At 46.8% G+C, this 23,963-nt stretch carries 23 protein-coding genes and 1 pseudogene; 14 read left to right on the top strand and 10 right to left on the bottom strand.

Annotated elements, in window-relative coordinates; genetic code table 11:
- The first annotated feature begins 41 nt into the window (after positions 1-41).
- The 8 genes from NLX73_RS11030 (at position 42) to NLX73_RS10995 (ending at position 9,691) form a co-directional block, all read left to right on the top strand.
- The gene (locus NLX73_RS11030; RefSeq protein WP_254326164.1) at positions 42-935 is read left to right on the top strand and encodes an ABC transporter ATP-binding protein; all 894 of its coding nucleotides are present in this window, start codon (positions 42-44) and stop codon (positions 933-935) included.
- A gap of 12 nt (positions 936-947) precedes the next feature.
- On the top strand, positions 948-1,751 hold the full coding sequence (locus tag NLX73_RS11025; RefSeq protein WP_254326163.1) for a hypothetical protein: 804 nt from the start codon (positions 948-950) through the stop codon (positions 1,749-1,751).
- An 87-nt stretch (positions 1,752-1,838) separates the two neighbouring features.
- On the top strand, positions 1,839-2,315 hold the full coding sequence (locus NLX73_RS11020; RefSeq protein WP_039271605.1) for a glutathione peroxidase: 477 nt from the start codon (positions 1,839-1,841) through the stop codon (positions 2,313-2,315).
- Between the two features lie 391 nt (positions 2,316-2,706).
- A complete protein-coding gene (locus NLX73_RS11015) occupies positions 2,707-4,068 on the top strand; it encodes an FAD-dependent oxidoreductase (RefSeq protein ID WP_254326162.1) in 1,362 nt (453 codons plus the stop codon).
- A 387-nt stretch (positions 4,069-4,455) separates the two neighbouring features.
- Positions 4,456-5,289: a formate/nitrite transporter family protein gene (locus tag NLX73_RS11010; RefSeq protein WP_254326161.1), complete on the top strand. Its 834-nt coding sequence runs from the start codon at positions 4,456-4,458 to the stop codon at positions 5,287-5,289.
- Positions 5,290-5,663: 374 nt separating this feature from the next.
- Positions 5,664-7,796, top strand: a complete 2,133-nt coding sequence (locus NLX73_RS11005; RefSeq protein WP_254326160.1) for a molybdopterin-containing oxidoreductase family protein — start codon at positions 5,664-5,666, stop codon at positions 7,794-7,796.
- A gap of 46 nt (positions 7,797-7,842) precedes the next feature.
- Positions 7,843-9,093 (top strand): MFS transporter, encoded by a 1,251-nt coding sequence (locus NLX73_RS11000; protein WP_069290563.1) that lies wholly within the window; start codon positions 7,843-7,845, stop codon positions 9,091-9,093.
- A gap of 103 nt (positions 9,094-9,196) precedes the next feature.
- Positions 9,197-9,691 (top strand): GNAT family N-acetyltransferase, encoded by a 495-nt coding sequence (locus NLX73_RS10995; protein WP_039271600.1) that lies wholly within the window; start codon positions 9,197-9,199, stop codon positions 9,689-9,691.
- A gap of 97 nt (positions 9,692-9,788) precedes the next feature.
- On the opposite strand, the gene NLX73_RS10990 is transcribed toward NLX73_RS10995, so the two are convergent.
- Both NLX73_RS10990 and NLX73_RS10985 read right to left on the bottom strand, forming a co-directional pair.
- On the bottom strand, positions 9,789-10,337 hold the full coding sequence (locus NLX73_RS10990) for a GNAT family N-acetyltransferase (protein WP_028540721.1): 549 nt from the start codon (positions 10,335-10,337) through the stop codon (positions 9,789-9,791).
- Positions 10,338-10,421: 84 nt separating this feature from the next.
- Positions 10,422-11,147: a copper amine oxidase gene (locus NLX73_RS10985; RefSeq protein WP_069290562.1), complete on the bottom strand. Its 726-nt coding sequence runs from the start codon at positions 11,145-11,147 to the stop codon at positions 10,422-10,424.
- Between the two features lie 207 nt (positions 11,148-11,354).
- Here NLX73_RS10985 and NLX73_RS10980 point away from each other — a divergent pair, with 207 nt between their 5' ends.
- Positions 11,355-13,034: a glutamine--tRNA ligase/YqeY domain fusion protein gene (locus tag NLX73_RS10980; protein ID WP_165177787.1), complete on the top strand. Its 1,680-nt coding sequence runs from the start codon at positions 11,355-11,357 to the stop codon at positions 13,032-13,034.
- Between the two features lie 181 nt (positions 13,035-13,215).
- Here NLX73_RS10980 and NLX73_RS10975 read toward each other — a convergent pair.
- A pseudogene (locus tag NLX73_RS10975) lies at positions 13,216-14,438 on the bottom strand (MFS transporter).
- 196 nt (positions 14,439-14,634) lie between these two features.
- On the opposite strand from NLX73_RS10975, the gene mobA reads away from it, so the two are divergent.
- Together mobA and NLX73_RS10965 are read left to right on the top strand one after the other, a co-directional pair.
- Entirely contained in the window at positions 14,635-15,315 is a 681-nt protein-coding gene (gene mobA, locus NLX73_RS10970; protein WP_250260242.1) for a molybdenum cofactor guanylyltransferase, read from the top strand.
- An 85-nt stretch (positions 15,316-15,400) separates the two neighbouring features.
- Positions 15,401-16,015, top strand: a complete 615-nt coding sequence (locus NLX73_RS10965; RefSeq protein ID WP_254326159.1) for a LysE/ArgO family amino acid transporter — start codon at positions 15,401-15,403, stop codon at positions 16,013-16,015.
- Positions 16,016-16,026: 11 nt separating this feature from the next.
- Here the strand turns inward: NLX73_RS10965 and NLX73_RS10960 are convergent, their stop codons facing one another.
- Together NLX73_RS10960 and NLX73_RS10955 are read right to left on the bottom strand one after the other, a co-directional pair.
- Positions 16,027-16,491, bottom strand: coding sequence for a DUF3592 domain-containing protein (locus NLX73_RS10960; protein WP_254326158.1), 465 nt, complete (start codon positions 16,489-16,491; stop codon positions 16,027-16,029).
- A 94-nt stretch (positions 16,492-16,585) separates the two neighbouring features.
- Positions 16,586-17,047, bottom strand: coding sequence for a VOC family protein (locus tag NLX73_RS10955; RefSeq protein WP_165177775.1), 462 nt, complete (start codon positions 17,045-17,047; stop codon positions 16,586-16,588).
- A 160-nt stretch (positions 17,048-17,207) separates the two neighbouring features.
- Here NLX73_RS10955 and NLX73_RS10950 point away from each other — a divergent pair, with 160 nt between their 5' ends.
- Positions 17,208-17,642, top strand: a complete 435-nt coding sequence (locus tag NLX73_RS10950) for an Lrp/AsnC family transcriptional regulator (RefSeq protein WP_254326157.1) — start codon at positions 17,208-17,210, stop codon at positions 17,640-17,642.
- Between the two features lie 103 nt (positions 17,643-17,745).
- Here NLX73_RS10950 and NLX73_RS10945 read toward each other — a convergent pair whose 3' ends face one another.
- From NLX73_RS10945 to NLX73_RS10930, 4 genes are read right to left on the bottom strand one after another with little or no spacing between them, the layout of a single operon-like run.
- Entirely contained in the window at positions 17,746-18,678 is a 933-nt protein-coding gene (locus tag NLX73_RS10945; protein ID WP_254326156.1) for a 1-phosphofructokinase family hexose kinase, read from the bottom strand.
- A 56-nt stretch (positions 18,679-18,734) separates the two neighbouring features.
- Positions 18,735-19,049, bottom strand: coding sequence for a DMT family transporter (locus NLX73_RS10940; RefSeq protein ID WP_254326155.1), 315 nt, complete (start codon positions 19,047-19,049; stop codon positions 18,735-18,737).
- The gene (locus tag NLX73_RS10935) at positions 19,049-19,390 is read right to left on the bottom strand and encodes a DMT family transporter (protein WP_254326154.1); all 342 of its coding nucleotides are present in this window, start codon (positions 19,388-19,390) and stop codon (positions 19,049-19,051) included. Before NLX73_RS10935 ends, NLX73_RS10940 begins: the two co-directional genes overlap by 1 nt.
- A 44-nt stretch (positions 19,391-19,434) precedes the next feature.
- Entirely contained in the window at positions 19,435-20,028 is a 594-nt protein-coding gene (locus NLX73_RS10930) for a TetR/AcrR family transcriptional regulator (RefSeq protein ID WP_367997098.1), read from the bottom strand.
- 205 nt (positions 20,029-20,233) lie between these two features.
- Between NLX73_RS10930 and cls the strand changes: the two genes are divergently transcribed.
- A complete protein-coding gene (cls, locus tag NLX73_RS10925) occupies positions 20,234-21,745 on the top strand; it encodes a cardiolipin synthase (RefSeq protein ID WP_039271582.1) in 1,512 nt (503 codons plus the stop codon).
- Positions 21,746-21,779: 34 nt separating this feature from the next.
- Here cls and NLX73_RS10920 read toward each other — a convergent pair whose 3' ends face one another.
- Positions 21,780-23,276 (bottom strand): phospholipase D family protein, encoded by a 1,497-nt coding sequence (locus tag NLX73_RS10920; protein ID WP_254326152.1) that lies wholly within the window; start codon positions 23,274-23,276, stop codon positions 21,780-21,782.
- A 235-nt stretch (positions 23,277-23,511) separates the two neighbouring features.
- Between NLX73_RS10920 and NLX73_RS10915 the strand changes: the two genes are divergently transcribed.
- Positions 23,512-23,937, top strand: a complete 426-nt coding sequence (locus NLX73_RS10915) for a DMT family transporter (RefSeq protein ID WP_039271579.1) — start codon at positions 23,512-23,514, stop codon at positions 23,935-23,937.
- The last annotated feature ends 26 nt before the right edge of the window (positions 23,938-23,963 follow it).

Genomic DNA, 23,963 nt, shown 5'->3' with positions numbered 1-23,963 from the left:
CGTGACTATATATATTGGATAAGGGAAAGGGATGATTCCAAATGTTTCGTCTGAAAACGGCAAATCTGGATATTGCTTATGAAGATCGATTGATTGTAGAAGATCTGAACGTAGAAATACCGCAAGGGAAAATCACAGCCTTGGTGGGCGCAAATGGTTCTGGCAAGTCCACCATTCTGAAGACGATGGCTCGCATCATGAATCCTAAGGGCGGCAGTGTTCTGCTTGACGGTAAATCCATTCATAAGCAATCCACCCGGGAAGTAGCTAAGCAGCTGGCTATTTTGCCACAAAATCCGACTGCACCGGAAGGATTAACCGTGACGGAACTGGTATCTTACGGACGTTTTCCCTATCAAAAAGGTTTTGGTTCTATGAAAGCGGAAGATCGCAAAATGGTGGAGTGGGCCATTCAAGTAACGGGAATGAGCGAGTTCCACGATCGTCCGATTGATCAGCTTTCTGGCGGTCAGCGTCAGCGTGCCTGGATTGCTATGGCGCTTGCGCAGGATACGGATATTTTGTTTCTAGATGAGCCGACGACATTTTTAGATATGGCACATCAACTGGAAGTGCTGCATTTGCTAGAGTATCTAAATACTTCGGAGAAGCGCACCATTGTTATGGTCGTGCATGATTTAAACCATGCCGCCCGGTATGCTCAGCATATGATTGCAATCAAAAAGGGGAAGGCCGAGGCGGTAGGAACTCCAACAGAGGTTATGTCCCCTGATGTGCTGCGTGAGGTGTTCGGGATCGAGGCGGATATTGTAGCAGATCCTCGTACGGGTGTACCGCTCTGTCTTCCGTATGCTTTGGCTGGACAGCCTGCGGTGAGCCAAGCAGTAAAAGAAATGAATGTGGAAGATAAGAAACTCATGGGTTCTGTTGCTGAGCGACGTGATGCTAGAGCACAAGTAGCGGCAAGAGGTTAAAGAGGACATACCATGAAACCACTGGATTACGATCAGCTTGAGCAACTAGCGAAAATAGTGAGAGTCACGCCGGAGGATGCAGTATATTCCGGGCCAGTGGCCGAATGGCTTGAACCAGAGAAGATCCGTTCTGTGATGGAGTATTACGGCGATCTTCTGCGTGCTGAAGACGATTTAACCGCAGCCGTTTATTTTGTGAACCAGTTGCGTGGTCTCGTGTTTGCACAGCATTTTATGGTGTCACTGTGTGAACGCCGTTTGGATCTGTCCGTATCTAATCTCAGATTTCATATTTGTTATGAAGGTCAATATCCCTCTATTAGCCTCCAGGTCATCGACCTCACAGAGCTGGACAATACGCGGAACAATGGGGATGACCCTTCTTCCGAAAAGGCTCAGCAAGTGTTACGTGACTTTTACAGTTTGCAGATGCGGCCCATAATGGAGGCAATAGCTGCAGTGGGAAGCGCATCTATTGGGCAAATGTGGGGACAGTTTCCGTTGACATTGCTGTATTTTAAGGATAGAGTACAGCCATCGTTGACTGATCCTCAGGATGTGGAGCGCTTTGAACAAGATTATATGTATGTGACACGTGAGCTGAAGGGAGAGGTATTCGGGCGTAAAAGAAATCCGTTTACGGTTCGTCTCATTGAATTGGACAATCCTTACCGCCCCGGTGAAAATACCTACATGAAACCGTCCTGTTGCCAATATTACAAGACAGGTGGAGGCCAGCGGTATTGTTATGCTTGCCCAAAAATGTCCGCTTCCGAACGTGAAGAACGCAGACTCGAAGTGATGGCATCACGGTAAAGGATCTGCGAATGTTGGCATGTCCGTCACCTTTTGGTTAAAATAGGTTATGTAACCTAAACCAAGCGACACGAAGGAGGATGCTGTATGTCTGTCTATTCACATAATGCCGTAACACCAGCGAATCAGGAGGTTTCTCTGGATACTTACACCGGTAAGGTGCTGGTTATTGCGAATACCGCCAGTAAATGTGGCCTTACCCCGCAATATGGGGATTTGCAAAAGCTTTATGATGAATATAAGGATCGGGGATTAGTTGTATTAGGCTTTCCTTGCAACCAATTTGGCGGTCAGGAGCCGGGCAGCAGCGAGGAAGCGGCTGAATTTTGCCAACTGAATTACGGGGTTAGTTTCCCGGTATTCGCCAAAGTGGACGTCAACGGACCGGATACAGCGCCTCTGTTTGAATATTTGAAAAAGCAACAGCCTGGAGAACAGGAAGATGGAACAATTCAGTGGAATTTCACGAAATTCATTGTGAATCGTGAAGGCGTACCTGTGGGTCGTTTTGAACCGAAGGAGTCACCAGAAGCGATGAAAGCAGCCATTGAGCAATTGCTATAGTAGCTTTGCCTTAACTCCAAAGTATATGTTTAAAAAGGTCTGATTTCCTGCGTGTCTCCGGGAAACGGACCTTTTTTTGTTCTCTACATGTGCATTTGTTTAAGGGGGGGCGCATCATGTGAAAGTCGATTCCAAGGGCATAATCAGGGGGCTTACAGGGAAAACTGAATGGAGCAAAAAAATATTTCAGCAAACCGTTGATTTTGTATATCCTTTCTTTTTTAAATGTGGACAAATTGTGAATATCACGAAAAGCTATTGTAATGTGAAAAATATCACACTATAATAAGCGCATGAAGTGAAATAAATCACAAACGCAAACGAGCTGTTTACGTGAAACTATTCACAATTATTATACATTTTATGCCCACACACCAAGGAGGAATTTAACATGAAAGTAGCAGTTATCGGATGTACACACGCAGGCACGGCAGCTATCGTCAACACAGCTAAATGTTATCCAGATGCAGAAATTACCGTTTACGAGCGTAATGATAATATTTCATTTTTATCTTGTGGTATTGCGCTGTATGTAGGTGGTGTCGTTAAAGATCCACACGGCCTGTTTTATTCGTCTCCAGATCAACTGTCTGACTTGGGTGTAGTGACCAAGATGCTTCATGAGGTAACGAGTGTGGATACGGCAGGCAAGACGCTGCATGCACGTAATCTCCAAACAGGTGAAGAATTTACAGACACATTTGATAAATTAATTGTGACCACAGGATCATGGCCCATTATTCCAAAGCTGGAGGGCATTGAACTTGATCATATTTTGCTCTGTAAAAACTATAATCATTCCAATGATATCATTGAGAAAGCCCAGCACGTACAGAACATTACAGTCGTCGGGGCTGGATACATTGGTGTTGAACTGGTAGAAGCTTTCCAAATGAACGGTAAAAACGTAACGCTGATCGACAGTGCTGATCGTATATTGAATAAGTATTTGGACCATGAGTATACAGACCGGATTGAAAGTTCCCTGAAGGAACATGGCATTAAGCTGGTGCTTGGCGAGACGGTGAGTCGTTTTGAGGGTACGAACGGTAAGGTGACTAAAGTGGTGACCTCTAAAGGAGAATATGAAACAGAGCTTGTTATTCTCTGCATCGGTTTCCGACCTCAAACGGATCTGCTCAAAGGTCAGGTAGATATGTTGCCTAACGGTGCGATCATTGTGGATAACTATATGCAAAGTAGCTGCCCGGACGTGTTTGCAGCAGGTGATAGTTGTGCAATCCGCTACAATCCGACAGGTAAAACGGCTTATATCCCTTTGGCAACCAACGCAGTTCGTATGGGTACACTGGTAGCACGTAATCTGGTACAACCAACCATTGCCTACATGGGAACCCAAGGAACTTCGGGTATCAAAATTTACGAAGACAATATTGCAGGAACAGGCTTGACGGAAGCGGCGGCAACGGACGAAGGCATGACTGTAGAAGCTGTAACCATTGAGGACAGCTACCGGCCTGAATTTATGCCAACCTCCGAAAAGGTATTACTGAAAGTGGTATATGAGCAGGAGACACGAAGAATTTTGGGGGCTCAAATTATGTCGAAGGTGGATTTGACGCAATCCATTAACACACTATCCGTAGCCATTCAAAATCATATGACCATTGACCAGTTGGCCTTTGTCGATTTCTTCTTCCAGCCGCATTATAACAAGCCTTGGAATTTCCTGAATGCAGCAGGTTTACAAGCATTGCCTACAATATCAGAACGGAACCCAGTTACTGTATAATTAGATTTGTCTGTGACATTGTTCATAAGTTTGTCAACAATCTGAGACGTACGGACGAATCCTTATAGTACAATATAGAGTAGCATAAGGATTAGGGGGTAAGTAGCTTATGGATTTGTTTTATATCCTTTTTCTTGTAGTCGTGGCCCTGGTAGGCCTCGGTGGAGTTATTTGGTTCTTGAGAGCAGTTGAAAAGGAAGAATACAACTAAATGTAAAGCGCGTAGTAGCGCAGTAGATGTAATAATACAGAAAGACAGTCCTTTTTCCAAGGGCTGTTTTTTTTATAGTTGAGAAAGTGATTTTTTTCACAAACATAATCACTGATTTTAAATAAAATATGAAAGAAGAATATTTTAGTGAAAAGATATTAAAGGAGCGGGGACATATGGCGAGCTATAAACCGGGGCAAATTGCTGAAAAGACGGTGGAAACAGGAGTGGCCAAGGCGAACAACCCGTGGACTGTGGCGGTGGTACTGGGATTTTTGGCAGGTGCATTTATTGCACTCGGGTTTTTGCTGGATATACGTGTTATTGCAAGTGCGCCTAAAGAATGGGGAAGCATTGCCACCTTTATTGGAGCTGCGGTGTTCCCCGTAGGTTTGGTATTAGTTTTGATCGCCGGCGGAGAATTGCTGACCGGCAATATGATGGCGGTCCCTTTGGCGAGATGGGCAGGACGGATTAAGACAGGAGCCATGCTTCGTAATTTGGCGATTATTACGCTCAGTAATTTTGCAGGTGCGTTATTCGTTGCATTTTTCTTTGGGCATGTACTGGGTTTGACAGAAACGGGCCCTTACCTGGACAAAGTGGTGGATATGGCAGGACATAAGCTACATGAAAGCTTTTTGCAGTCTTTTATATCGGGTATAGGATGTAACTGGCTCGTAGCACTGGCTGTATGGCTGGCATATAGCACAGACTCTATCGGTGGCAAAATCATGGGGATTTGGTTCCCGACAATGGCCTTTGTCGCTATTGGATTTCAGCACGTTGTTGCCAATATGTTTCTCATTCCGGCGGCTATTTTTGCAGGCCACTTTTCGTGGGCAGATTATGTTATGAACTTCATTCCGGTCTGGCTGGGGAATTTGGTAGGAGGTAGCCTGTTTGTGGCTGGAGCCTACTGGTTGGCCTATTTGAAAAAGCCTCAAACCAACGCACATCCAGTGAATGAATCTCCAACTACTTCTTCGGTTGCACATCAAATCCGTTGAGTGGTCCTGCTTAATTACGGTACTTTAAACAGCAATGAACAAAGCAAATCCGCCATGACAGGCCCGGGGGAACGAAACCTGTCATGGCGGATTTTTTTGGGAGTGGTCCATGATTTGGCATGGAGGATGAGTGTGCTCTCGTCCCATAATGCCTTGATCTCTTTTACCCTCGGTAAGAAATGATGAAACAGGATGTTGAAAAAAAATTATGATTCTAAAAAAAATCCGTTTTGCTCTATGCAGCAGACGGATTTTTTTAATATTTTGGAGAGCGGCTGTATGGGAGAATCCTTCTCTTGCCATAGGCCAAAGCTGTGGATATGATAAGATCAGTGTAATTTTTGGAAACGGTAACGGAAAGGAGCATCAACACTATGGATCATCGCAATAGCGCGCCTCCTGAGGCCACGCTTCAACAAGACTTACAAAGGGGACAGCGGATGACGGAGCAGCAGGATGGTATTTTTCCGGCTGTATGCCCGTTAGATTGCCCGGATACGTGTGGGCTCCTGCTTCACAAGGAAAATGGAAAGATAGTCAAGGTGACTGGGAACCCGGATCATCCTATTACCAAAGGGGCTATTTGTAACAAAGTTCGCAATATGACGGAGCGGGTATATGATCCTGATCGGGTGCTCTATCCGTTGAAACGTATAGGCCCCAAAGGAGAAGGGAAATTTGAACGTATTAGCTGGGAGGAGGCAGTCGATACCATTACAGGTCGGTTCAAGGAGCTGATACGTACGGACGGACCGGAATCTATTCTCCCCTACAGCTTTTATGGCAATATGGGCGTATTGAGTGTGGATGGAATGGACCGCAGATTTTTTAATGCGCTGGGTTCAAGCCAACTGGATCAGACGATATGTAGCGTGGCAGGGAATGAAGGCTGGGCGTCCGTTATGGGTTTTAAGGGCGGCACCAGCCCGGAGGACACGGAGGATGCAGACCTCATTATTGTGTGGGGTGGAAATGTCATTAGCACTAACATGCATCAGGTCGTTTTGGCTGAGAAAGCACGTAAAAAAGGTGCTAAGGTGGTCGTTATTGACGTTCATCGCAACCGGACGGCGCAATGGGCGGATTGGTTCATTCCGTTATATCCGGGGACGGATACGGCGCTTGCGCTGGGTGTTATGAATGTGCTGTTCGCTCAGGGACTGACGGACGACGAATTTTTACATCGCTACACGGTAGGCCATGAGGAACTGCGCGAGCATGTTAAGACATATACACCAGAGCGAGTTTCGCGGATTACCGGCGTACCGGAAGCGGATATCATCCGTTTGGCGGAAATGTACGGAACTGCGCGAGCAGCGTATATCAATATCGGCAATGGGCTTCAGCATCATGATAATGGCGGTATGAACGTACGTGCGGTTACATGCTTGCCTGCGCTCACTGGACAATGGCTGAAGCACGGCGGGGGAGCGTCACGCTCTAATGGCGCTTATGGCAAGTTTAACGGCGCCAATCTGGCGCGTCCTGATCTGCGACAGAATCCGGATGCACGGGTGATCAACATGAACCGGATCGGAGAAGCGCTGCTACAAAAGGAACAGCCGATTAAGGCGTTATTCGTATACTGCAGTAACCCGGTAGTTGTAGCCCCCGATTCGGAACGGGTGACTGAAGGATTTGGACGAGAGGATTTGTTCACAGTCGTTCATGACCTGTTTCTTACGGATACGGCCCGTTATGCCGATATTGTGCTGCCTGCAGCATCTTCCTTTGAAGGTACAGACCTATATAAATCCTACTGGCATCACTATGTTCAGATGCAGGAACCCGTCATTGCTCCGCTCGGGGAAAGCAAAAGCAATTATAAGCTGTTTAGCCTGCTCGGACGGGCTATGGGCTTTGACGAAGCTGCCTTTACGGAAAGTGAAGAGGACATGATAGTGGGCGCGCTTGATAATCCAACGAACCCTTATCTCAACGGTGTAACTTTGGAAGCCTTAAAGAAGTCACCTTTTGTAAAGCTCGATATGACGCCAAAGGCTACTTATTTGGATCGTTTAACCACGCCTTCAGGCAAGATTGAGTTGTATTCGGAAAAAATGAAACAAGCAGGTCTGCCCGCGATGCCTTCTTATGTGCCGCTGATTGAAGGGTACGACGGAGAGCATCGACCGCAAGCGGACGAGCGGCATCCATTAATGTTTATTTCACCGCCAAACCATAATTTTCTGAATTCTACTTTCGCTAACTTGCCCAAGCATCAGCGACTGGAGCGGGAGCCCTTGCTACAAATTCACCCGGAGGATGCTCAGACAAGGGACATCGCGGATGGGGACCTGGTTACCGTATGGAATGATCGGGGGACGTATGAGCTGAAAGCGAAAGTCACCGATCTAATGCTGCCCGGTACAGTGATTAGTCAGGGATTATGGTGGGAAGGCAAAGGACGCAGACAGCGTGCCAATGTGTTAACCTCTGATCGGCTGTCGGATATGGGACAGGGGGCTACTTTCTTCTCAACGGTGGTGAATGTGAAGCGCCAATGAGATAATGCCTTTTATGGCGTCAGATGCAAAAGGAGAAACAAAAGATATGAAATGGTTGGAGTCTTATCCGAAAGAAGTGAAAGTGTTTCTCGTTGCTAGCCTGATTAATTCCGCTGGAAGTTCCCTGATGTGGCCGTTAGTTAGCATGTATGTGTTTGACGAGCTAAACCGTAGTATGGGAGATGCAGGGATTGCGATTTTAGTGCAATCTCTGGGCGGAATTTTTGGTCAAGTGCTGGGCGGAGCCCTCTATCACCGTATTGGAGCCAAAAAACTGATTGTTGGCTCACTCGCGATGAACGCGCTGGGACTTCTCGCGCTTCCATTTACCAGTGGCCATTGGGTAGCGTTTGTCATCATGATGGGCTTTATCGGTTTTTTTAATGTCGTATCTGTGCCTGCGATTCAGGCCTTTGTAGGTTTTCGTTTTGCTGACCGTCGTGGTGAGCTGTTTAATATTATTTATGTCGCTAACAATATTGGGGTTGCCGTGGGTACGGGATTGAGTGGCGTTCTGGCTGACCTTTCCTATCAGCTCAGCTTCGTGATGAACGGAGTGACTTCTGCGGTATTTGCTGGATTCTTCTGGTCTTATCTAAGCAGGGTGGATCGGGAAGAGGGAGAAGTGCAGCTCAGTAAGTCCGTGAAAAAAAGAGAGGAAATACCAGCTCGATTGCTGTTTCGTGATACCAGACTGTATCTCTTTGTGGGGTTAGGTTCGCTTTTTTTATGGTTCGGGAATTCGATCTGGAATACAGGAGTGTCTCCCCATATTATTGAGCAGGGCTTGCCTAAAACGATGTATGGATTACTATGGACACTGAATGGTATCCTTATTTTTGCCGCACAACCCATTATTTTTTGGATAAAACGACTGTACGCTCATCACGCTTCAGCGCAAATGACATGGGCCGGAGGATTTTATTTGGCGGCTTATATTGTCATGCTGGGCACACAGAACTATACTGGAATGATATTCGCTATGGTTCTGGCGACCCTGGGAGAAATGCTGATTGCACCTGCGGTTCCAGCATTCCTGTCTGATCATGGAGGTCGGGGTGCACCCTTTTACATTGGGCTTGTGGGGGGCATTGGCGCAGCCGGACGGGTAATGGGGCCTTATATTATGGGGAAGTTGTATGATGGCGGTGGGTTACCGCCTACACTTTGGCTGGCATCAGGCGTAGCGGTGTTGTCGATCCTGTTTTTCGTCCTGCATAGTTGGTTGAACCGTTTCCGGCATCATTCGGATACTTTGGATACTACGACGTCCAAGGTGGATGCTCCCAGTTCTTAAGTCCTAATAAAAGTGCAGTAATATGCTGTGATTATGGTACAATAGTGACGGATGGTTGTAGTTATTGCTTCAGGAAAGCCTTCACAGGAAGGATTGAAAGGAATTGTTTACAAGTCAACCCTTGACGATACGTCATTCGGAGATGAAGGATGCTCCTGATCTGATCGCGCTGGATGAATTGGTATGGAATGAACGCACGGCTCCCGCTTCATTGTCTTGGAAGTCGCGTGGAGAGTTTCTGCGCAATACGCCTCCAGGCTCTCAACTGGTTGCCATCGAACAGGAAGTACTCTGCGGGTATATTGGATTTCGTCCTCCAACGCTGTTGGCTAGTAACTGTCATGTACTCGAAATAAATATAGCTGTACATCCAGCTTATCATCGCAAAGGTATTGGGACGGCCCTCATGAACTCCATGAAGGACATTGCAGCTGCGGAGGGCATACGTAAGTTGAGTTTGCGTGTACTCTCATGCAACACGGAAGCCCTTATGTTTTATGAAAAAAGCGGTTTCGCGATTGAAGGACGTTTGCATGAGGAGTTTTACATAGCAGGCCAATTCGTAGATGATGTGTTAATGGCCTATTTCTTGAAATAGGCGGGAGGCTACAGACAGCAATTCGGTTGTATGCCCGGCCTAAACCAACAACGCCGCAGACCTGATCAGGTCTGCGGCGTTGTTGTACAATACAATATTACCGAAGTTGCTTCCATTCATTTTGGAGCATACCGTACACTGCGTGGTTCATGTAGCCGTCGGGCAGCAATTCCGCTTCGCGTACAATGCCTTCGAGCACAAAGCCCAAACGTTCCGGAATACCGCGGCTGCGGCGGTTTGTAGTTGCGCAACGGATTTCGACCCGATGCAAGTCCAGCTCCATCAAAGCATATTCAACGAATACGCGGCAGGCGCTGGTCATTAGACCTTGTCCTTCGTACCCGTGTCCAAGCCAGTATCCGATGCTAACGGAGCGGTGAGTCCAATTGATCTCATGGTAGCTGATGATGCCAGCAAGCTCGTTGTCTATCCAAATTCCGGCGGTCAGACTACCGTTCTCTGCGGCTTGTTTCAAGGCGCCCTGCACGAACTGCTCTGTGTGGCTGATTTCCGTGGTAGAGTCTACCCATGGAAGCCATTGACGCAGGCGGTCACGGGACATTTCGATCAGCTCAAACAGAGGCTGCACATGCTCCTTGGTGAGCGGCCGAAGGACTGTGCGTTCGTCCAACGCATATGTAAACATGATTGATCCCCTCTTTCACTCGGAAAATCGCTAAACCAGCCAGTCTAGCATTTAATCCCATGCTACCTTATTCTGCGAGAGTCGTCAAAAGGGAGAGGAAGCTTCAAATTCAATAGGTCCCACCCGGAACCGTTCATGCTCGTATACATATTTTAGATCCAAATCCCCTACAAATTCGGTTGGGGATACACTGCCAGATACAGTGGCTTGCAGAGGAAGCTGTTCAGCATCATACATTACGACAGAGCTAAAATCGAGATACTTTGTAAATTGGGCTGGATCATCGTAAAATACGGATGCTTTAGGGTTTATCGTGTGTGTAACACCGTCAATCGTGACAGCAATATGAACCTGGCGGTTGTGGTCACGTAGCTCCACTGAGCTATGTACGCGCTGGGACACAGCATCTACTGCCGATTCGACCGCATATTCTTCCATCGTGCGTGCGTTAACAATATGCAATTCCTGCAATTCGACACCCGTTCCCGAGGCACGAGTGAGGATCACGACGGCTTCACGGACATCATCCCCGTTCACATCCCTGTAAAATAATTGTGGTGCGGTGGAGATATCCGCCGAGCCTGACCATCGGAATGTGCGGCGTTGCTGGCCGATTTCCAGTACAGCTGATTGGAATAATCCCTGTGACGGATTAACGGCATATAAGCGGACGGATGAGTCTTCTGGAGCGCTGGCTAGCGGACGAGATTGTACGGTTTCGTTCACTGGGTCCGATGAAGGATGGCCGGAAGTCATGACGGAAGAGGACAAAAGCATAGACAGCAGGATCACAATGAGCAGCTTAAACACGGGTGGGTCTCCTTTTCCGGGCAAAATAAAAGATATATACACTATAACGAATTTATTTGCCGAAAATGTTAACTCTTTTTCATAACTTGTCACTTTTTTTGCTGAAGAGAGCATAAGGATTTTCATTTTATTGAGTTATGCGGTGTGAAAGGGTATATTTAAGGGAACAGGTTTTACACAGATTATACGGAAGAAAGGTTGATTAGCGTGGAGAAGCCGATCACTCCCCCCAATTTTATTAAAAATGTTATTGAAGAGGATTTACGTACGGGTAAGGTAAAGGAGGTTGTTACACGATTTCCGCCTGAACCAAACGGATATTTGCATATTGGACATGCCAAAGCTATCTGGATCAATTTCTCGTTGGGAGATGAATTCGGAGGACGCACAAATCTGCGTTTTGACGACACCAATCCGGCGAAGGAAGACACGGAATACGTGAACTCCATTCAGGAGGACGTGAAGTGGCTCGGTTATGAATGGGAGGAAAAACATTTTGCCTCCAATTATTTCGAAGAAATGTACAAGCGTGCCATCCTGCTGATTCAAAAGGGTAAAGCCTACGTGGATGACCAAAGCGCGGACCAAATCCGTGAAACTCGTGGTACACTGACCGAACCGGGGCAAAATAGCCCTTATCGGGATCGCAGTGTGGAAGACAATCTGAAGCTGTTTGAAGAGATGCGTGCAGGCAAATACCAAAATGGTGAAAAGGTGCTGCGTGCCAAAATTGATATGGCTTCAGGAAATATTAATTTACGTGATCCAGTTATTTACCGCATTTCACACACAGCACATCACAATACAGGCGACACATGGTGCATCTATCCAATGTACTCCTATGCTCATCCGCTGGAAGATGCGATTGAGGGAGTAACGCACTCGCTCTGTTCGCTGGAATTCGAAGATCAGCGCCCGCTGTATGATTGGGTTGTAGCTGAATGTGAGATGGAAAAGGTACCGCACCAATACGAATTTGGACGGCTGAACCTGGCTCAAACCGTAACCAGCAAGCGTAAGCTCAAGCTTCTGGTCGATGAAAAGCACGTAGATGGTTGGGATGATCCGCGTATGCCGACGATTTCCGGTTTACGTCGTCGCGGCTACACGCCGGAGGCCATCCGCAGCTTCGTATATGAGACAGGCATTTCCAAAGCCTACGGAGTCATCGATTTGCAGGTACTGGAGCATTTTGTACGTGAGGATTTGAAGCTTAAGGCACCCCGCACCATGGCAGTCATAGATCCGTTGAAGGTAGTTATCACAAACTATCCTGAAGGACAAGTTGAAATGCTGGAGGCGGAAAACAATACTGAAAATCCGGAACTCGGTACACGTCAAATACCGTTTTCCCGTGAGATTTATATTGAGCGTGAGGACTTCATGGAAAATCCGCCGAGCAAATACTTCCGTTTGTTCCCTGGTAATGAAGTACGTCTCAAGCATGCTTACTTCATTAAATGTAACGATGTGATTAAGGACGCAGACGGAAATGTAACGGAAATCCACTGTACCTATGATGTAGAAACCAAGAGCGGATCAGGCTTTACTGGACGTAAAGTGAAAGGCACGATCCACTGGGTAGAGGCTACTCAGGCTGTACCTGCCGAATTCCGTTTGTATGAGCCTTTGATTAACGCAGAGGACACGGAAGAGATTGAAGAGGATGCATCGGAAAAAACATTCCTTGACCAATTGAACCCGAACTCTTTGGAAATTGCTCATGGCTATGTCGAGCCGAACATGAAAGAAGCTCAATCACAGGACAAGTTCCAATTTTTCCGTCATGGTTATTTCAGTGTCGATCCGAAGCTTTCCCAACCGGGTCAGCCTGTATTTAACCGTGTTGTATCGTTGAAAAGCTCTTTCCAATTGCCTAAGCAATAGGCTGGTGGAAAGTGTGAGAGAGATGGTAGCTTCGTGCGACCAAGTTGAAAAGGAGTCTGCCGTCGGCAGACTCCTTTATTTTACGCATGCACACTCTTTATACATGATCATTGACTTGACGATACTCTATTGTCTTTGCTAACCAGAAGGGAAGAGAGGATAGCTCATTCCTCTAGTGTTGTTAAGGGGCTTCTTCTATTCGTTTGTGCCCGCTGGCAGTCCTGGCTGATAACCGTTCTTGTACAGCATATACCACATGATAGCGAATCCCGCAGATCCAAGTAGGGCGAAGAACACCCCTGCATGGTACATCATTTCTCCACCAAAGTTCTGGAATAGCCAACCTCCCGCAAAACCTGCTACGATACCGGATATACCACTCCAGGTCAAGGTATATACGGCCTGTCCGGATGATCGGTATGCTGCAGGGGTAAATAGGACGGTCAACTGGGTGCCTACATAGAAGTATCCACCGAAGGTGACGCAATGAAGTGCCTGAATGAACACAATCTGAATCGGGTCTGTGGCCAGAGCCATCAGTTCCCAACGTAAGGCAAACAGCAAACTGACGAGTGCCAAACAGCCGACCATCACGGTCATTCTTTTCTTCAAGAAGCGATCAAACAGCAAAAATACAATAATTTCGAATACCGATGACATAAAAACAGCAAAACCAAGCATCTGTTTGGACCCACCCAGCTCGGTGATGTACAGGGACATAAAGGCGCTGTTGATTGAATTCGGGATGGATACAAGGATGCCCAATAAAATAAAGGATATAAAGTATCCGTTCATTAAAACACTGCCAAAGCCGCGTAAATGGATGGTTGCTGTCTCCACAGTGCTTTTCAGTGGTGGAATCGACAAGGTGCAGATCAATGCAGCCAGAAGAAGTACCGTAAAGATGGTGGATATGCTGGATATCCCCGTTTGGTCAATAACTATGCCAGCAACTGCTGCTGTCACTGCCCAACCGAAAGAGCCCCATATACGGAATGCACCAAATTTCCGGTCTGTGCCCTCAATATAGCTGAGAATTAGGCTGTTGCTTTGCGCAAATAAAGGGCTTTGGAAAAAATAAAAACCAATCATCGACACATAAATCATGATATACGTATGGACATGAAACAAAGCTTGTAGCAATAACAAGGTACCTATAATCATAAATAGCAGAATACGTCGGAGGTTACGGCTCCGGTCGCTTGTATAGCCCCAAAAAGGGTTCGCGAATACGGATACAAAAGGCCCGATGGCCATCAGACTCCCGATCTCCAGCTTGTCCATGCCGATATCTTGCAGATACAACGGGAAGAAGCTGGAGAAAATGACCATAGCTCCATATAGAAAAAAATTATACAGTTTTAAGGAATATAGAGGAGTCTCTTGAATTTCTCTCTTTTGCAAGACAAGCCATTCCTTTCTTAGCCCGATAGAGAACTGCGCATCGATGCCGATCTGTGGGGAGGTTCTTTATTCCAATGTATCATGTGTTGAAAGGGTTAACAAACCAATAAATTAACAATTATGTAATAATTAAATTTTGTTCAAAAATTCATATGCATATTTGCAATTGTTTTCTGAAAAAAAGGAGGATTTATTTGTGAAAGTGACTGGTATTATCGTCGCAGGAGGACGTTCCAGCCGAATGGGACAGGATAAGGCTTTGCTTGAGATCAATGGAGCCACTATGCTTGAACGGACGTATACTACATTGCAGCAGGCTGCCCAGCGGGTTGTCGTAGTCACTCGTGACAACCAAGGATATGGTCTGAGTGATATGGAAACTGTGTCTGATGTTTTTCCAGGTATGGGACCCCTAAGCGGTATTCATGCGGGATTATCTGCATCTACTACGGAGTGGGGAATGGTTGTCGCTTGTGATATGCCTTTTATACAGCTAGAGGTGCTGCAAGACCTGCTCGTTGTAACTGAGAAATGGATGGAGTTGCATGGAACGACGGAACCAACATTGCAAGCAGTAATACCTTCTATGGATGGACGTATACATCCGTTGCTGGCTGTGTACCATCGGAGCGTGCTGCCGTCTGCCGAGGAATGTTTGCGCAATAGACAGCTTCGTCTCACCGATTGGTTGAACAAGCTGAACGTTCGTTATGCGACGGTAGAGGATTTGCCGCGGGTGAGTGAAGACATGTGGCATAAGGCCGCGTTCAATATGAATAATCCGCGGGACTACGAGCTTGCGTTAGAGCAGTTGAAGCATAGTGTACAACAGAACACGCAGAACGTGAAGAATTTAAAGGAAATACGAGAGGATTAGAAACGTACAAGCTTCCTGCGCGAGGACTATTTAGGAGAGCAAATACTAGAGAAATATGATGGACTAAATTTGGGGGAATATAATTATGCTGGAAGCTATTATACATGCCGTTTTATTGGCATTGGGATTGATTTTGCCTTTGGGGGTACAAAATGTATTTGTGTTTAATCAGGGGGCGTCCCAGTCTCGGTTTCGCAATGCACTGCCAGCTGTCATTACAGCGGGTGTCTGTGATACAATCCTGATCACGCTGGCGGTTGGGGGCGTGTCTCTTATTTTGCAGCAATTTCTATGGCTCACGAACGTACTTTATGCGGCGGGCTGTTTGTTTCTGCTGTATATGGCCTGGACTTTATGGAGATCGAAGGCAGCTTCCTCGGGAGAAAGTCAGGCGATGCGGCCGAAACGCCAGATGATTTTTGCCGCTTCGGTATCGCTATTGAATCCACATGCCATACTCGACACGGTTGGCGTAATTGGAACCAGTTCCCTCCAATATGACGCCGGGGAACGCTGGGCCTTTGGTCTGGCCGCCGTGTCCGTATCTTGGATATGGTTTATCGGTCTGGCAACGGCAGGGCGTCTCGTGGGACGTATGGATTCAGAAGGGAAGTTTGGGACTGTGCTCAACAAAATATCGGCACTGATTATTTTAGGCCTGGCAATGTATATGGCGATAAATTTTATTACCAGTATGTGATCCAAGCCTGGTTAAAGGAAAAACTTCAATACAGCGAATACCCCGCTCAAAGCAAAGGGAACACCGATCAAAAACAGCATAAAGGCCAGACAGCCTGCACCATTTACACCACCTGCAATTCGGGCGTCCCGAGGGTTAGATGGATTGTATAATACCTTAATCTTGCTGCCAACCCGGTTGAGGCTTAGGTTGGTACTATAAGGATTCCAGAATTCTACGGCTTCACCTGAAGCTGTATAGAAGCGCACCTTTAATCGGCGGGTGTAGCTAGTATCTACTGGATCGTCTCGGTCAAAGGGAACGACATCAATGTCTACTTCGATATGCGCATCTACGATTTGCCCTTTGGTACGGACCCAGTTGCGTTTGCGATAACGATGACGACGGATCGTTCTGAATCCAAAATAGATGAGTAGCAGTCCAATCAAGCTGAACAATGGCATCAGCAAATCGGAACTAAAATGAAACCAATACACATTGAAATCAATTGAGATGATAATCTACTCCTTTAAACAAAGCGATAATCAATATATCGGATGTTTTTTAGGAACCGTTTAATAGCTATGAGAATTACTTATTGCTAGATAAGGACATATCAAAATCAACATCCTCGATAAATTCGATAACCTCACCATTGGGGCTGTGGACTAATGCATTTGTTACAACTAGAGGAGGTTCACCAAGTGTAAGCTGATTGGGTTCCACAAAGGTTCTTGCTCCGTGGGCAAGGGCTTTTTGATATATTTCATCCACATTGTCTACGTAAAATGCCAAGTGTAATAAAGCCCCGTGGGCAATCTCTTGCTCGGATGCAGCTTTTTTTCCTTGGGCAGGAATGACAGCATCATTATCAAAAATTTCGAGACAGGTTCTCTGATCGGGTGAGATCAGCATGGAAGCCTCTTGAATTCGAAAAGACGGAAGACTCCAGTGATGTCCTCTTTTAAATCCCAATACCTTGGTATAAAATGCAATGGTCGCTTGATAGTCACGGGCTTGTATGGCAACATGCGCTAGTCCCTTTACACTCATTTCAGATCCTCCTTTATATGTGAGTAAGCCTTATTATATGAATAATTATTGAGGACATATATACTTAAAATAAGATCTTTATACTATATTAGTTATGAAATAAAAGATAATTTGGGTGAAAAATATTATTTTTTAAAATTCAGGTCAGGAGGGGCTCGATATGCAGCATCACATAGACGATATAGATCACAAAATCATGAAATTGCTACAGCATGATGCTCGGATAACTATTTCCCAAATCAGTAAAGAAATTTCGATGTCACAGCCGTCTGTTAAAGAAAGGGTAATCAAGCTTGAAGAACGAGGGATTATTTCGGGATATAGTACCGTATTTAATTTACGGGAACTGAATCGAGGAACGACTACATTTATTCTAATAAAGACGGAACATTGCCAAGAGTTGGTTGAATTTTGTAGAGAGGCGAAGGAAGTCACCGATTTATTTCGCATCAGTGGGGAATTTAATTATCTCATTAAGGTGCAAACCGCGTCGGTAGAGGAAATTGCAGAGCTTCAGGATTCATTAGTTAAGCTGGGGCCTTCGAAGTCGCATATTTGTATGAAAAATATACTGGAAAACAGGGTTTTGCTGTAAGCAACTCGAAAACCCACATTTGGAATATAGAGCATTCGGAATAACTGTATTTGTGAAATGAAGATAAGCGAATGCTTGGATGAAATAAAAAAATGACGCTGAATTACAACAGCGTCACCGTAATGCCCTGCTCCAGACGCTTCACGTCCTGGAGCTCGATCTTCCCGGCCATGGCGTGCAGAGCTGCCGCTGTGCCGCAGGCCGCTCCCTGCCGTAGCATGGCAGGGAGATCCAGCCCCGTAGCTGCGCCGGTGACCAGCCCGGCGACCATAGCGTCACCGCTGCCGAGCGCGCTGACAATGTCCGCGTCTGGCAGGCTCACGCGGTAGCGCGCATCGTGCGTTACCGCCAGCGCCCCGCGCGCGCCGAGCGAGATGACGGCCAGCTGCGCTCCGGCTTCCAGCAGCTTTGATGCCGCTGCTTCAGCGGCATCCGGGCGCGCGGCGTCAATTCCCGCGAAGCGAGCAGCCTCGTCCTCGTTAGGCTTCACGAGGTCGGGCTTTCCGCGCAGCCCCAAGCGCAGCGCCTCACCGCTCGCGTCCAGCGCTACCCGCGCGCCGCGCGCCTTCGCCAGCGTGCACAGCTCGGCGTACAGATCGGGCGGGCAGCCGGGTGGCAGGCTGCCGGAGAGGACGACCCAAGCCGAATCCTCGGCAAGGGTCTCGATTTTGCGCCGCAGTGCGGCTAATTCAAGCGGCCCAACGGTCGGTCCGCTCTCAATCAGCTCGGTCTGCGTGCGCGCGGACGGGTCGAGCACGGTAATGGCGAGACGGGTCTCCCCATGTGCCGTTTCAATGAAATCGGCGCTTACGCCTTCTGCGCTCAACCCGTCAATGAGCAGCCGTCCCGTGTGTCCAGCAGCAAACCCGGTCGCTCGTACAGGCTCGCCTAGCGTGCGGATGACGCGGGCGGCATTCACGCCCTTGCCGCCCGGTACCGTCAGGCCGCCTTCAATGCGGTGGACGGCATTCAAACCGAAGCCTGCAACCGTGTAGATTTTATCCACAGCCGCGTTAAGCGTTACGGTGGTAATCACAAGGCGTCACTCCTTTAAGATCAGCAATTCGCAATATTTGATGCCATTCGCTCATGCTAAGATATTAGCTTTAATCCCAATGCTGCGGCAAGAATCATGGCGATGAATAAAACGCGCAGTACGCTTTTTTGTTCACCGTACAAGAACATGCCTGTAATTGTGCTGCCAACCGTTCCGATGCCTGTCCATACCGCATAGGAGGTGCCCATAGGCAAACTTTTCATGGCATAGCTGAGTAGAGAGAAGCTAAGAACAAAGGATAGGACCATAAGCACTAAGGACTTCCAGCCTTTGCCCACCGTAACTCCCTTCATACCGATGATTCCTAACACTTCCGAGCACCCCGCGATAACCAGTGCAATCCAAGCCATTATGCGCCACTCCCTTCCTGAACATCACGGTCGGTAACTAACTTCAGACCGACCACACCTGCCAGCAAAAGGGCGATTAATAGTGTTTTGGACCATTGAAACGGTTCTCCGAATAGCAGCATTTCGCCTACGACTGTTCCCCCTGTCCCTAGTCCGGTGAATACAGCATACACTGTGCCTACAGGCAGTCGGTTCGCAGCCTTCATGATTAAATAAAAGCTGGCCACCACGGCCAGCACCGTTACAGTCCAGGCGAGTATAGAGTCCGCATGCTTCAAACCCGATACCCATACCACCTCAATCAGGCCTCCAACAAAAACGTAAATCCAACTGCGATTCATGATGAATGTTCTCCTTAAAAATAAATTTTATAAGTTCGACGGCTTCACGCTTCATGAGGTGAGGCTAACGTAATCCCACGCCAAAAAATAGGCCATGCAGCGTTCAGCCTTCGGTGGTAGTTGATGCTTCCACTGTATAGGAGCTCCACCATGACCCCGTCCACCAGGGTCATGTAAGCCAAAGCCACATCCACTGGCTCCATATGCCCAAAGGGTTCCCGATCCCGTGTATTCCGGAGGCGGCGAGTTAATTTTCGCTCCATTTTATCCAGAAAAGGATTAACAATATTCAGCACCTCGTGATACAACGATACAGGCGGAAAGAAGGAAAAGCGAAGCATAAACTTGGCTGAGTCGTTGCTCTCATATTCCTGTCCCATCCAAAACAAGAAGTCATGCAGGGTATGCTTAAGCGGCTGATCTTTACGTTCCGTAAAGTATTCGAAAATACGTAGATTCTGCTCTTGAAAAGCGTACCTAGCCACCTGTAGAAACAGATCCTCCTTGCCTTGGAAATGCGCGTATATAGACGGTTTTCGGATACCGACCTCAGCGGCAATACTGCTCAAGGAGGCTCCCTCATACCCATTGGTGGCAAATTGAAAAAGAGCGGCCTTTCGAATCTCTTCCATCCCCATTATTGTCACCTACCTAACGTTCGTTAGTTTATTCTTGCACGAAAAAAAGTAAGTGTCAACCCAGCATCATTGCGTTTTGTATAAAGCTTTTCTTTGGATTTTTTTTATCAACATTTTAATAAATAAGTGGGAAGAAATAAGGGGCTCATGTACAATATAATGAAGAATACTTGTCAAATGCAGTCCACTGGAAGTGAGGTTAGTTATGAGGCGAAGCTTACTGGCCGTATTGATCGCGGCTATGGTGTTTATTATTTATTATTTTGGCTTGTTTAATTACATCGGCAAAAATGAAGGAACTGTCATCAGTATTTTTTCCACCCTGACAGTGATCTCCATCAGTCTGATTATTTTTACGGAGAATCGTAATCCCTCCACTACGATGTCCTGGATTTTGCTGCTGGCATTGCTGCCAGTCGTTGGACTTCCTCTTTATTTTCTGTTTGGGCAAAATGTATTCAAGCGTCGCAAGTATGATAAAAAGGCATTACGTGACCAACAGGCTTACGACCGCATAGAAAAGGATGCTTTGCGAGTCAAACGAGATCTGACCTGCTTTACAGGTGAGCAGCAGCAGTTAATGCGTTTGGCCCGCAGACTGGCCCGCTCCCCGATTTATTTTGCGACAGAAACTCAAATTCTGAACAATGGAGATGAAACCTTCTCCACTTTGCTGGAAGAACTGCGCAAGGCGCAGCATCATATCCATATGGAATATTACATTTTCCGGTCGGATGATATCGGTACCAGCATTCAAAAAATTCTGATCGAAAAGGCTAAAGCGGGTGTTAAGGTTCGGTTTATGTACGATGCGGTGGGCAGTATTCAGTTGTCGAAGTCATTTTTGAAGGAAATGAGAGATGCAGGAGTAGAGGTTGTTGCGTACGGCGGCGCTCGGATCTTGTTCTTCTCCAGCCGGGTAAACTATCGTAATCACCGTAAAATTGTAGTCATCGACGGTAATATCGGATTAATTGGCGGTCTAAATGTGGGAGATGAGTATCTCAGCCGCAACAAAGCCTATGGCTTTTGGCGTGATACGCATATGATTGTGAAGGGCGAAGCTGTACGGACGTTGCAGCTTATATTTCTACAAGATTGGCTTCACATGACGGGTGAGTCGGTGCTCGATAGCGAATATCTGTCTCCCAATATTGAACCAATTACGGACGGAGGCGTGCAGATTATTGCCAGTGGCCCGGATAATGAGCGGAGAGTGCTCAAAAATCTCTTTTTCTCCATGATCACGTCCGCCCGAAAATCAGTCTGGATTGCCACTCCTTATTTTATCCCGGATGAAGATATCCTGACTGCCTTACGGATGGCTGCCTTGTCCGGGTTGGACGTGCGTATTCTGTTTCCCGCAAAACCGGATAAATGGCTACCGTTTCTCGCGTCTCATTCGTACTTCCAGTCGTTACTGGAGGTTGGAGTCAAGGTATATGAATATGAAAAGGGGTTCCTCCACTCCAAGCTCCTCATCATTGACGGGGAAGTTGCGACGATCGGGACAGCCAATATGGATATGCGTAGCTTTCATTTAAATTTTGAAGTTAACGCCCTGTTAATTCAAACGCACAGTGTGCAGCAGATGGTAACAGACTACGAACGAGATTTGCACTCTGCCAGTCTGATCGTACGCGAAGAATTCATGAAAAAACGTCTGTTCAAACGTTTGATGGAATCGCTCGCGCGGCTGCTTTCACCGCTGCTGTAAGCATAAACGAATTCACTACAGCGGTATCCCGTAGTTAAAATGTAGTAAAGCCTAAAATATCCTGTAGACGGTATATAATATCTTTCCAAAATGTTGAATGATCCTCGTAAGCTGCTAGATCCAAACTGTATTCAGCCCCCTGATTATTCCATAGCTTATCAAAATAGGCCGCAACCTGTCGGGTCAGCTTGCTGTCCGCCGGAGCGGCCACCCACAATTCATTTTCCAGATTCAAATCATCCAGATTACGGGGGGTCAGATTGGTAGAGCCACCCCAAATGATATGCTCTCCTTGCGCCTTGGCGATATAAATCAGTTTGGTATGGAACTGCTCATGGGTGGTATGATACCAGCGAATTTGAATGTTCCCGCCCGATTTATCGGACAACTCCTGGGCAACCGGACGATTGGGGATGCCGATTTTTTCCTGACCAAACGCGTTTTCATTGGGGTCCAGCAGCAATTGGATGTTTACACCGAGCGCAGAGGCATCCAGCAGGCTGTTCAATACTTTGCGGTCAGCCAAATAAAACATGCCCATATGAATGCTGTCACCTTTCTTCGTCTGCGCAATGCCATCCAGAACTGAGGTGTACACCTTGCCCTCAGTTAGATATTTGATCCGATAGCTGTCCTTACTCGATGGAACTTTGGGTTCGGCCTTTGGTGTATAGGCAGGAAGCTGTCCACCGCCCGAAAAGTCCAACACCGCCTGCTCTGTTTGTAAAATGTCTCCGATGATAGGCCCCTTCACCTCCAGCGCTACATTGGAGTGATAGGCGCTCGCGTCGTGCACGTTGCCTGTAGAAATGAGCGCTGTCTGTTCGTTGGCAACCAATTTTCGGTGATTGGCCTTGACGTTCAACAGCTTAAGATAGGAGCGAGCCGTAACATCAGGTCCGTCACTGGCCATCAGGTTGGGAATCCAACCTGTGCCCTGCTGCCCGAACCATTGGAAAAAGGTACGCCACACTGCCGAATAGATGGGGGTGGAGTCCCGCAACGGGTCTACATCGGTCTGCACGACTTGAATCCCTGCTCGCTTCATATTCTCCAACAAAGGATTGGGGGCAGAATTGTAGTTGGTATTGACTTCATCTGTAATGAAAAAGATAGGCATATCCGGATGAGCTTTCTTTTTGGCAATAAGATGATCGGTCATTTGTGCGCTGACTTGGGGGAAGTGCTGACCTTTATGCTTATAGTCATTGAACAGAAATAGGTCGATGACAATAAATTGCTCAGCTTCATCAATGATCCCGAGCATACGATTCAAAATTTGACCTTCATGCTGTGCAGTGCTTCCATCCCCGGTGGGATAGGTCAAATCTGTCCAGAAGTTTACCTCATGGGTCGAATACTCCTGACTCTCATAAGAGACGAACGGAGGCAAGGGTTTATGGGTCTGATACAGCATGACGGTAATCAGCCAGAGGATAAGTACCAGAATGGCGATTTTAAAAGCCCGACCCTTTTTCTCAGTTCTTCTTTGATATTCCGGCACAGAATGCAGCGGATCACGTGTAGTCATATGACGATCAACTCCTCAATTGAATGCTGCATTCCATTTTATCGTGCCGGAACATGCAGTTTTATGATGGGATACTGTCAAGTTATTAACGCAAGTGTACAGGATTGACGCGGATACTAAATAGAATGAAATGTAAGATGGTTTACTATTCGTTGAGGACATATGTCCTTTATAGAAAGTCTGCCCTATAATTTAATATATAGAAAAGTCATTTACATGGGGAGAATAACGATTTATGAGAGGAATCTTGTTTGCTTTTCTGGGAGGAGCGTGTATTACGCTACAGGGGGTAGCGAATACACGGATTAGTCAGGATATCGGTACATGGCAGGCGGCCACTGTTACTCAGCTAATAGGCTTTATTTTGGCAGCATTAGTCTGGATGTTTACAAGGGATGGCAATGTGGCTGAACTGAAACAGGTGAAGCCGATGTATCTTTGGGGCGGTGCCTTTGCAGCAATTATTATATTTAGTGAAGTCACGGCAATCCAACATATTGGGGTTACGTTCACGATCTCGGCGTTGTTGATTGCGCAGTTATGTTTAACCTTCCTGGTAGATATTAAGGGATGGTTCGGTATAGTGAAGCAAAAGATGAAGCTGCCACAATTTATAGGTATTGGTATGATGATCGCGGGTGTAATTATTCTGAAGCTTTAAAATAGAAATTTAACTTGTAAAGAAAG

Origin of the sequence: Paenibacillus sp. CH40 (assembly GCF_024213605.1) — a bacterium.
Classification (GTDB): Bacteria; Bacillota; Bacilli; order Paenibacillales; family Paenibacillaceae; genus Paenibacillus; species Paenibacillus polymyxa_B.
Note: the sequence above shows the minus strand (reverse complement) of the source record. Positions and strands in the feature narration are given on the sequence as shown.

What these genes read in the sequence shown, in the direction of transcription:
- NLX73_RS11030 (WP_254326164.1), top strand. Translation starts at nt 42, where the DNA reads ATGTTTCGTCTGAAAACGGCAAATCTGGATATTGCTTATGAAGATCGA.
- NLX73_RS11025 (WP_254326163.1), top strand. Translation starts at nt 948, where the DNA reads ATGAAACCACTGGATTACGATCAGCTTGAGCAACTAGCGAAAATAGTG.
- NLX73_RS11020 (WP_039271605.1), top strand. Translation starts at nt 1,839, where the DNA reads ATGTCTGTCTATTCACATAATGCCGTAACACCAGCGAATCAGGAGGTT.
- NLX73_RS11015 (WP_254326162.1), top strand. Translation starts at nt 2,707, where the DNA reads ATGAAAGTAGCAGTTATCGGATGTACACACGCAGGCACGGCAGCTATC.
- NLX73_RS11010 (WP_254326161.1), top strand. Translation starts at nt 4,456, where the DNA reads ATGGCGAGCTATAAACCGGGGCAAATTGCTGAAAAGACGGTGGAAACA.
- NLX73_RS11005 (WP_254326160.1), top strand. Translation starts at nt 5,664, where the DNA reads ATGGATCATCGCAATAGCGCGCCTCCTGAGGCCACGCTTCAACAAGAC.
- NLX73_RS11000 (WP_069290563.1), top strand. Translation starts at nt 7,843, where the DNA reads ATGAAATGGTTGGAGTCTTATCCGAAAGAAGTGAAAGTGTTTCTCGTT.
- NLX73_RS10990 (WP_028540721.1), bottom strand. Translation starts at nt 10,337, where the DNA reads ATGTTTACATATGCGTTGGACGAACGCACAGTCCTTCGGCCGCTCACC.
- NLX73_RS10965 (WP_254326159.1), top strand. Translation starts at nt 15,401, where the DNA reads ATGCTGGAAGCTATTATACATGCCGTTTTATTGGCATTGGGATTGATT.
- NLX73_RS10955 (WP_165177775.1), bottom strand. Translation starts at nt 17,047, where the DNA reads ATGAGTGTAAAGGGACTAGCGCATGTTGCCATACAAGCCCGTGACTAT.
- NLX73_RS10950 (WP_254326157.1), top strand. Translation starts at nt 17,208, where the DNA reads ATGCAGCATCACATAGACGATATAGATCACAAAATCATGAAATTGCTA.
- NLX73_RS10940 (WP_254326155.1), bottom strand. Translation starts at nt 19,049, where the DNA reads ATGGCTTGGATTGCACTGGTTATCGCGGGGTGCTCGGAAGTGTTAGGA.
- NLX73_RS10935 (WP_254326154.1), bottom strand. Translation starts at nt 19,390, where the DNA reads ATGAATCGCAGTTGGATTTACGTTTTTGTTGGAGGCCTGATTGAGGTG.
- NLX73_RS10930 (WP_367997098.1), bottom strand. Translation starts at nt 20,028, where the DNA reads ATGGGGATGGAAGAGATTCGAAAGGCCGCTCTTTTTCAATTTGCCACC.
- cls (WP_039271582.1), top strand. Translation starts at nt 20,234, where the DNA reads ATGAGGCGAAGCTTACTGGCCGTATTGATCGCGGCTATGGTGTTTATT.
- NLX73_RS10920 (WP_254326152.1), bottom strand. Translation starts at nt 23,276, where the DNA reads ATGACTACACGTGATCCGCTGCATTCTGTGCCGGAATATCAAAGAAGA.
- NLX73_RS10915 (WP_039271579.1), top strand. Translation starts at nt 23,512, where the DNA reads ATGAGAGGAATCTTGTTTGCTTTTCTGGGAGGAGCGTGTATTACGCTA.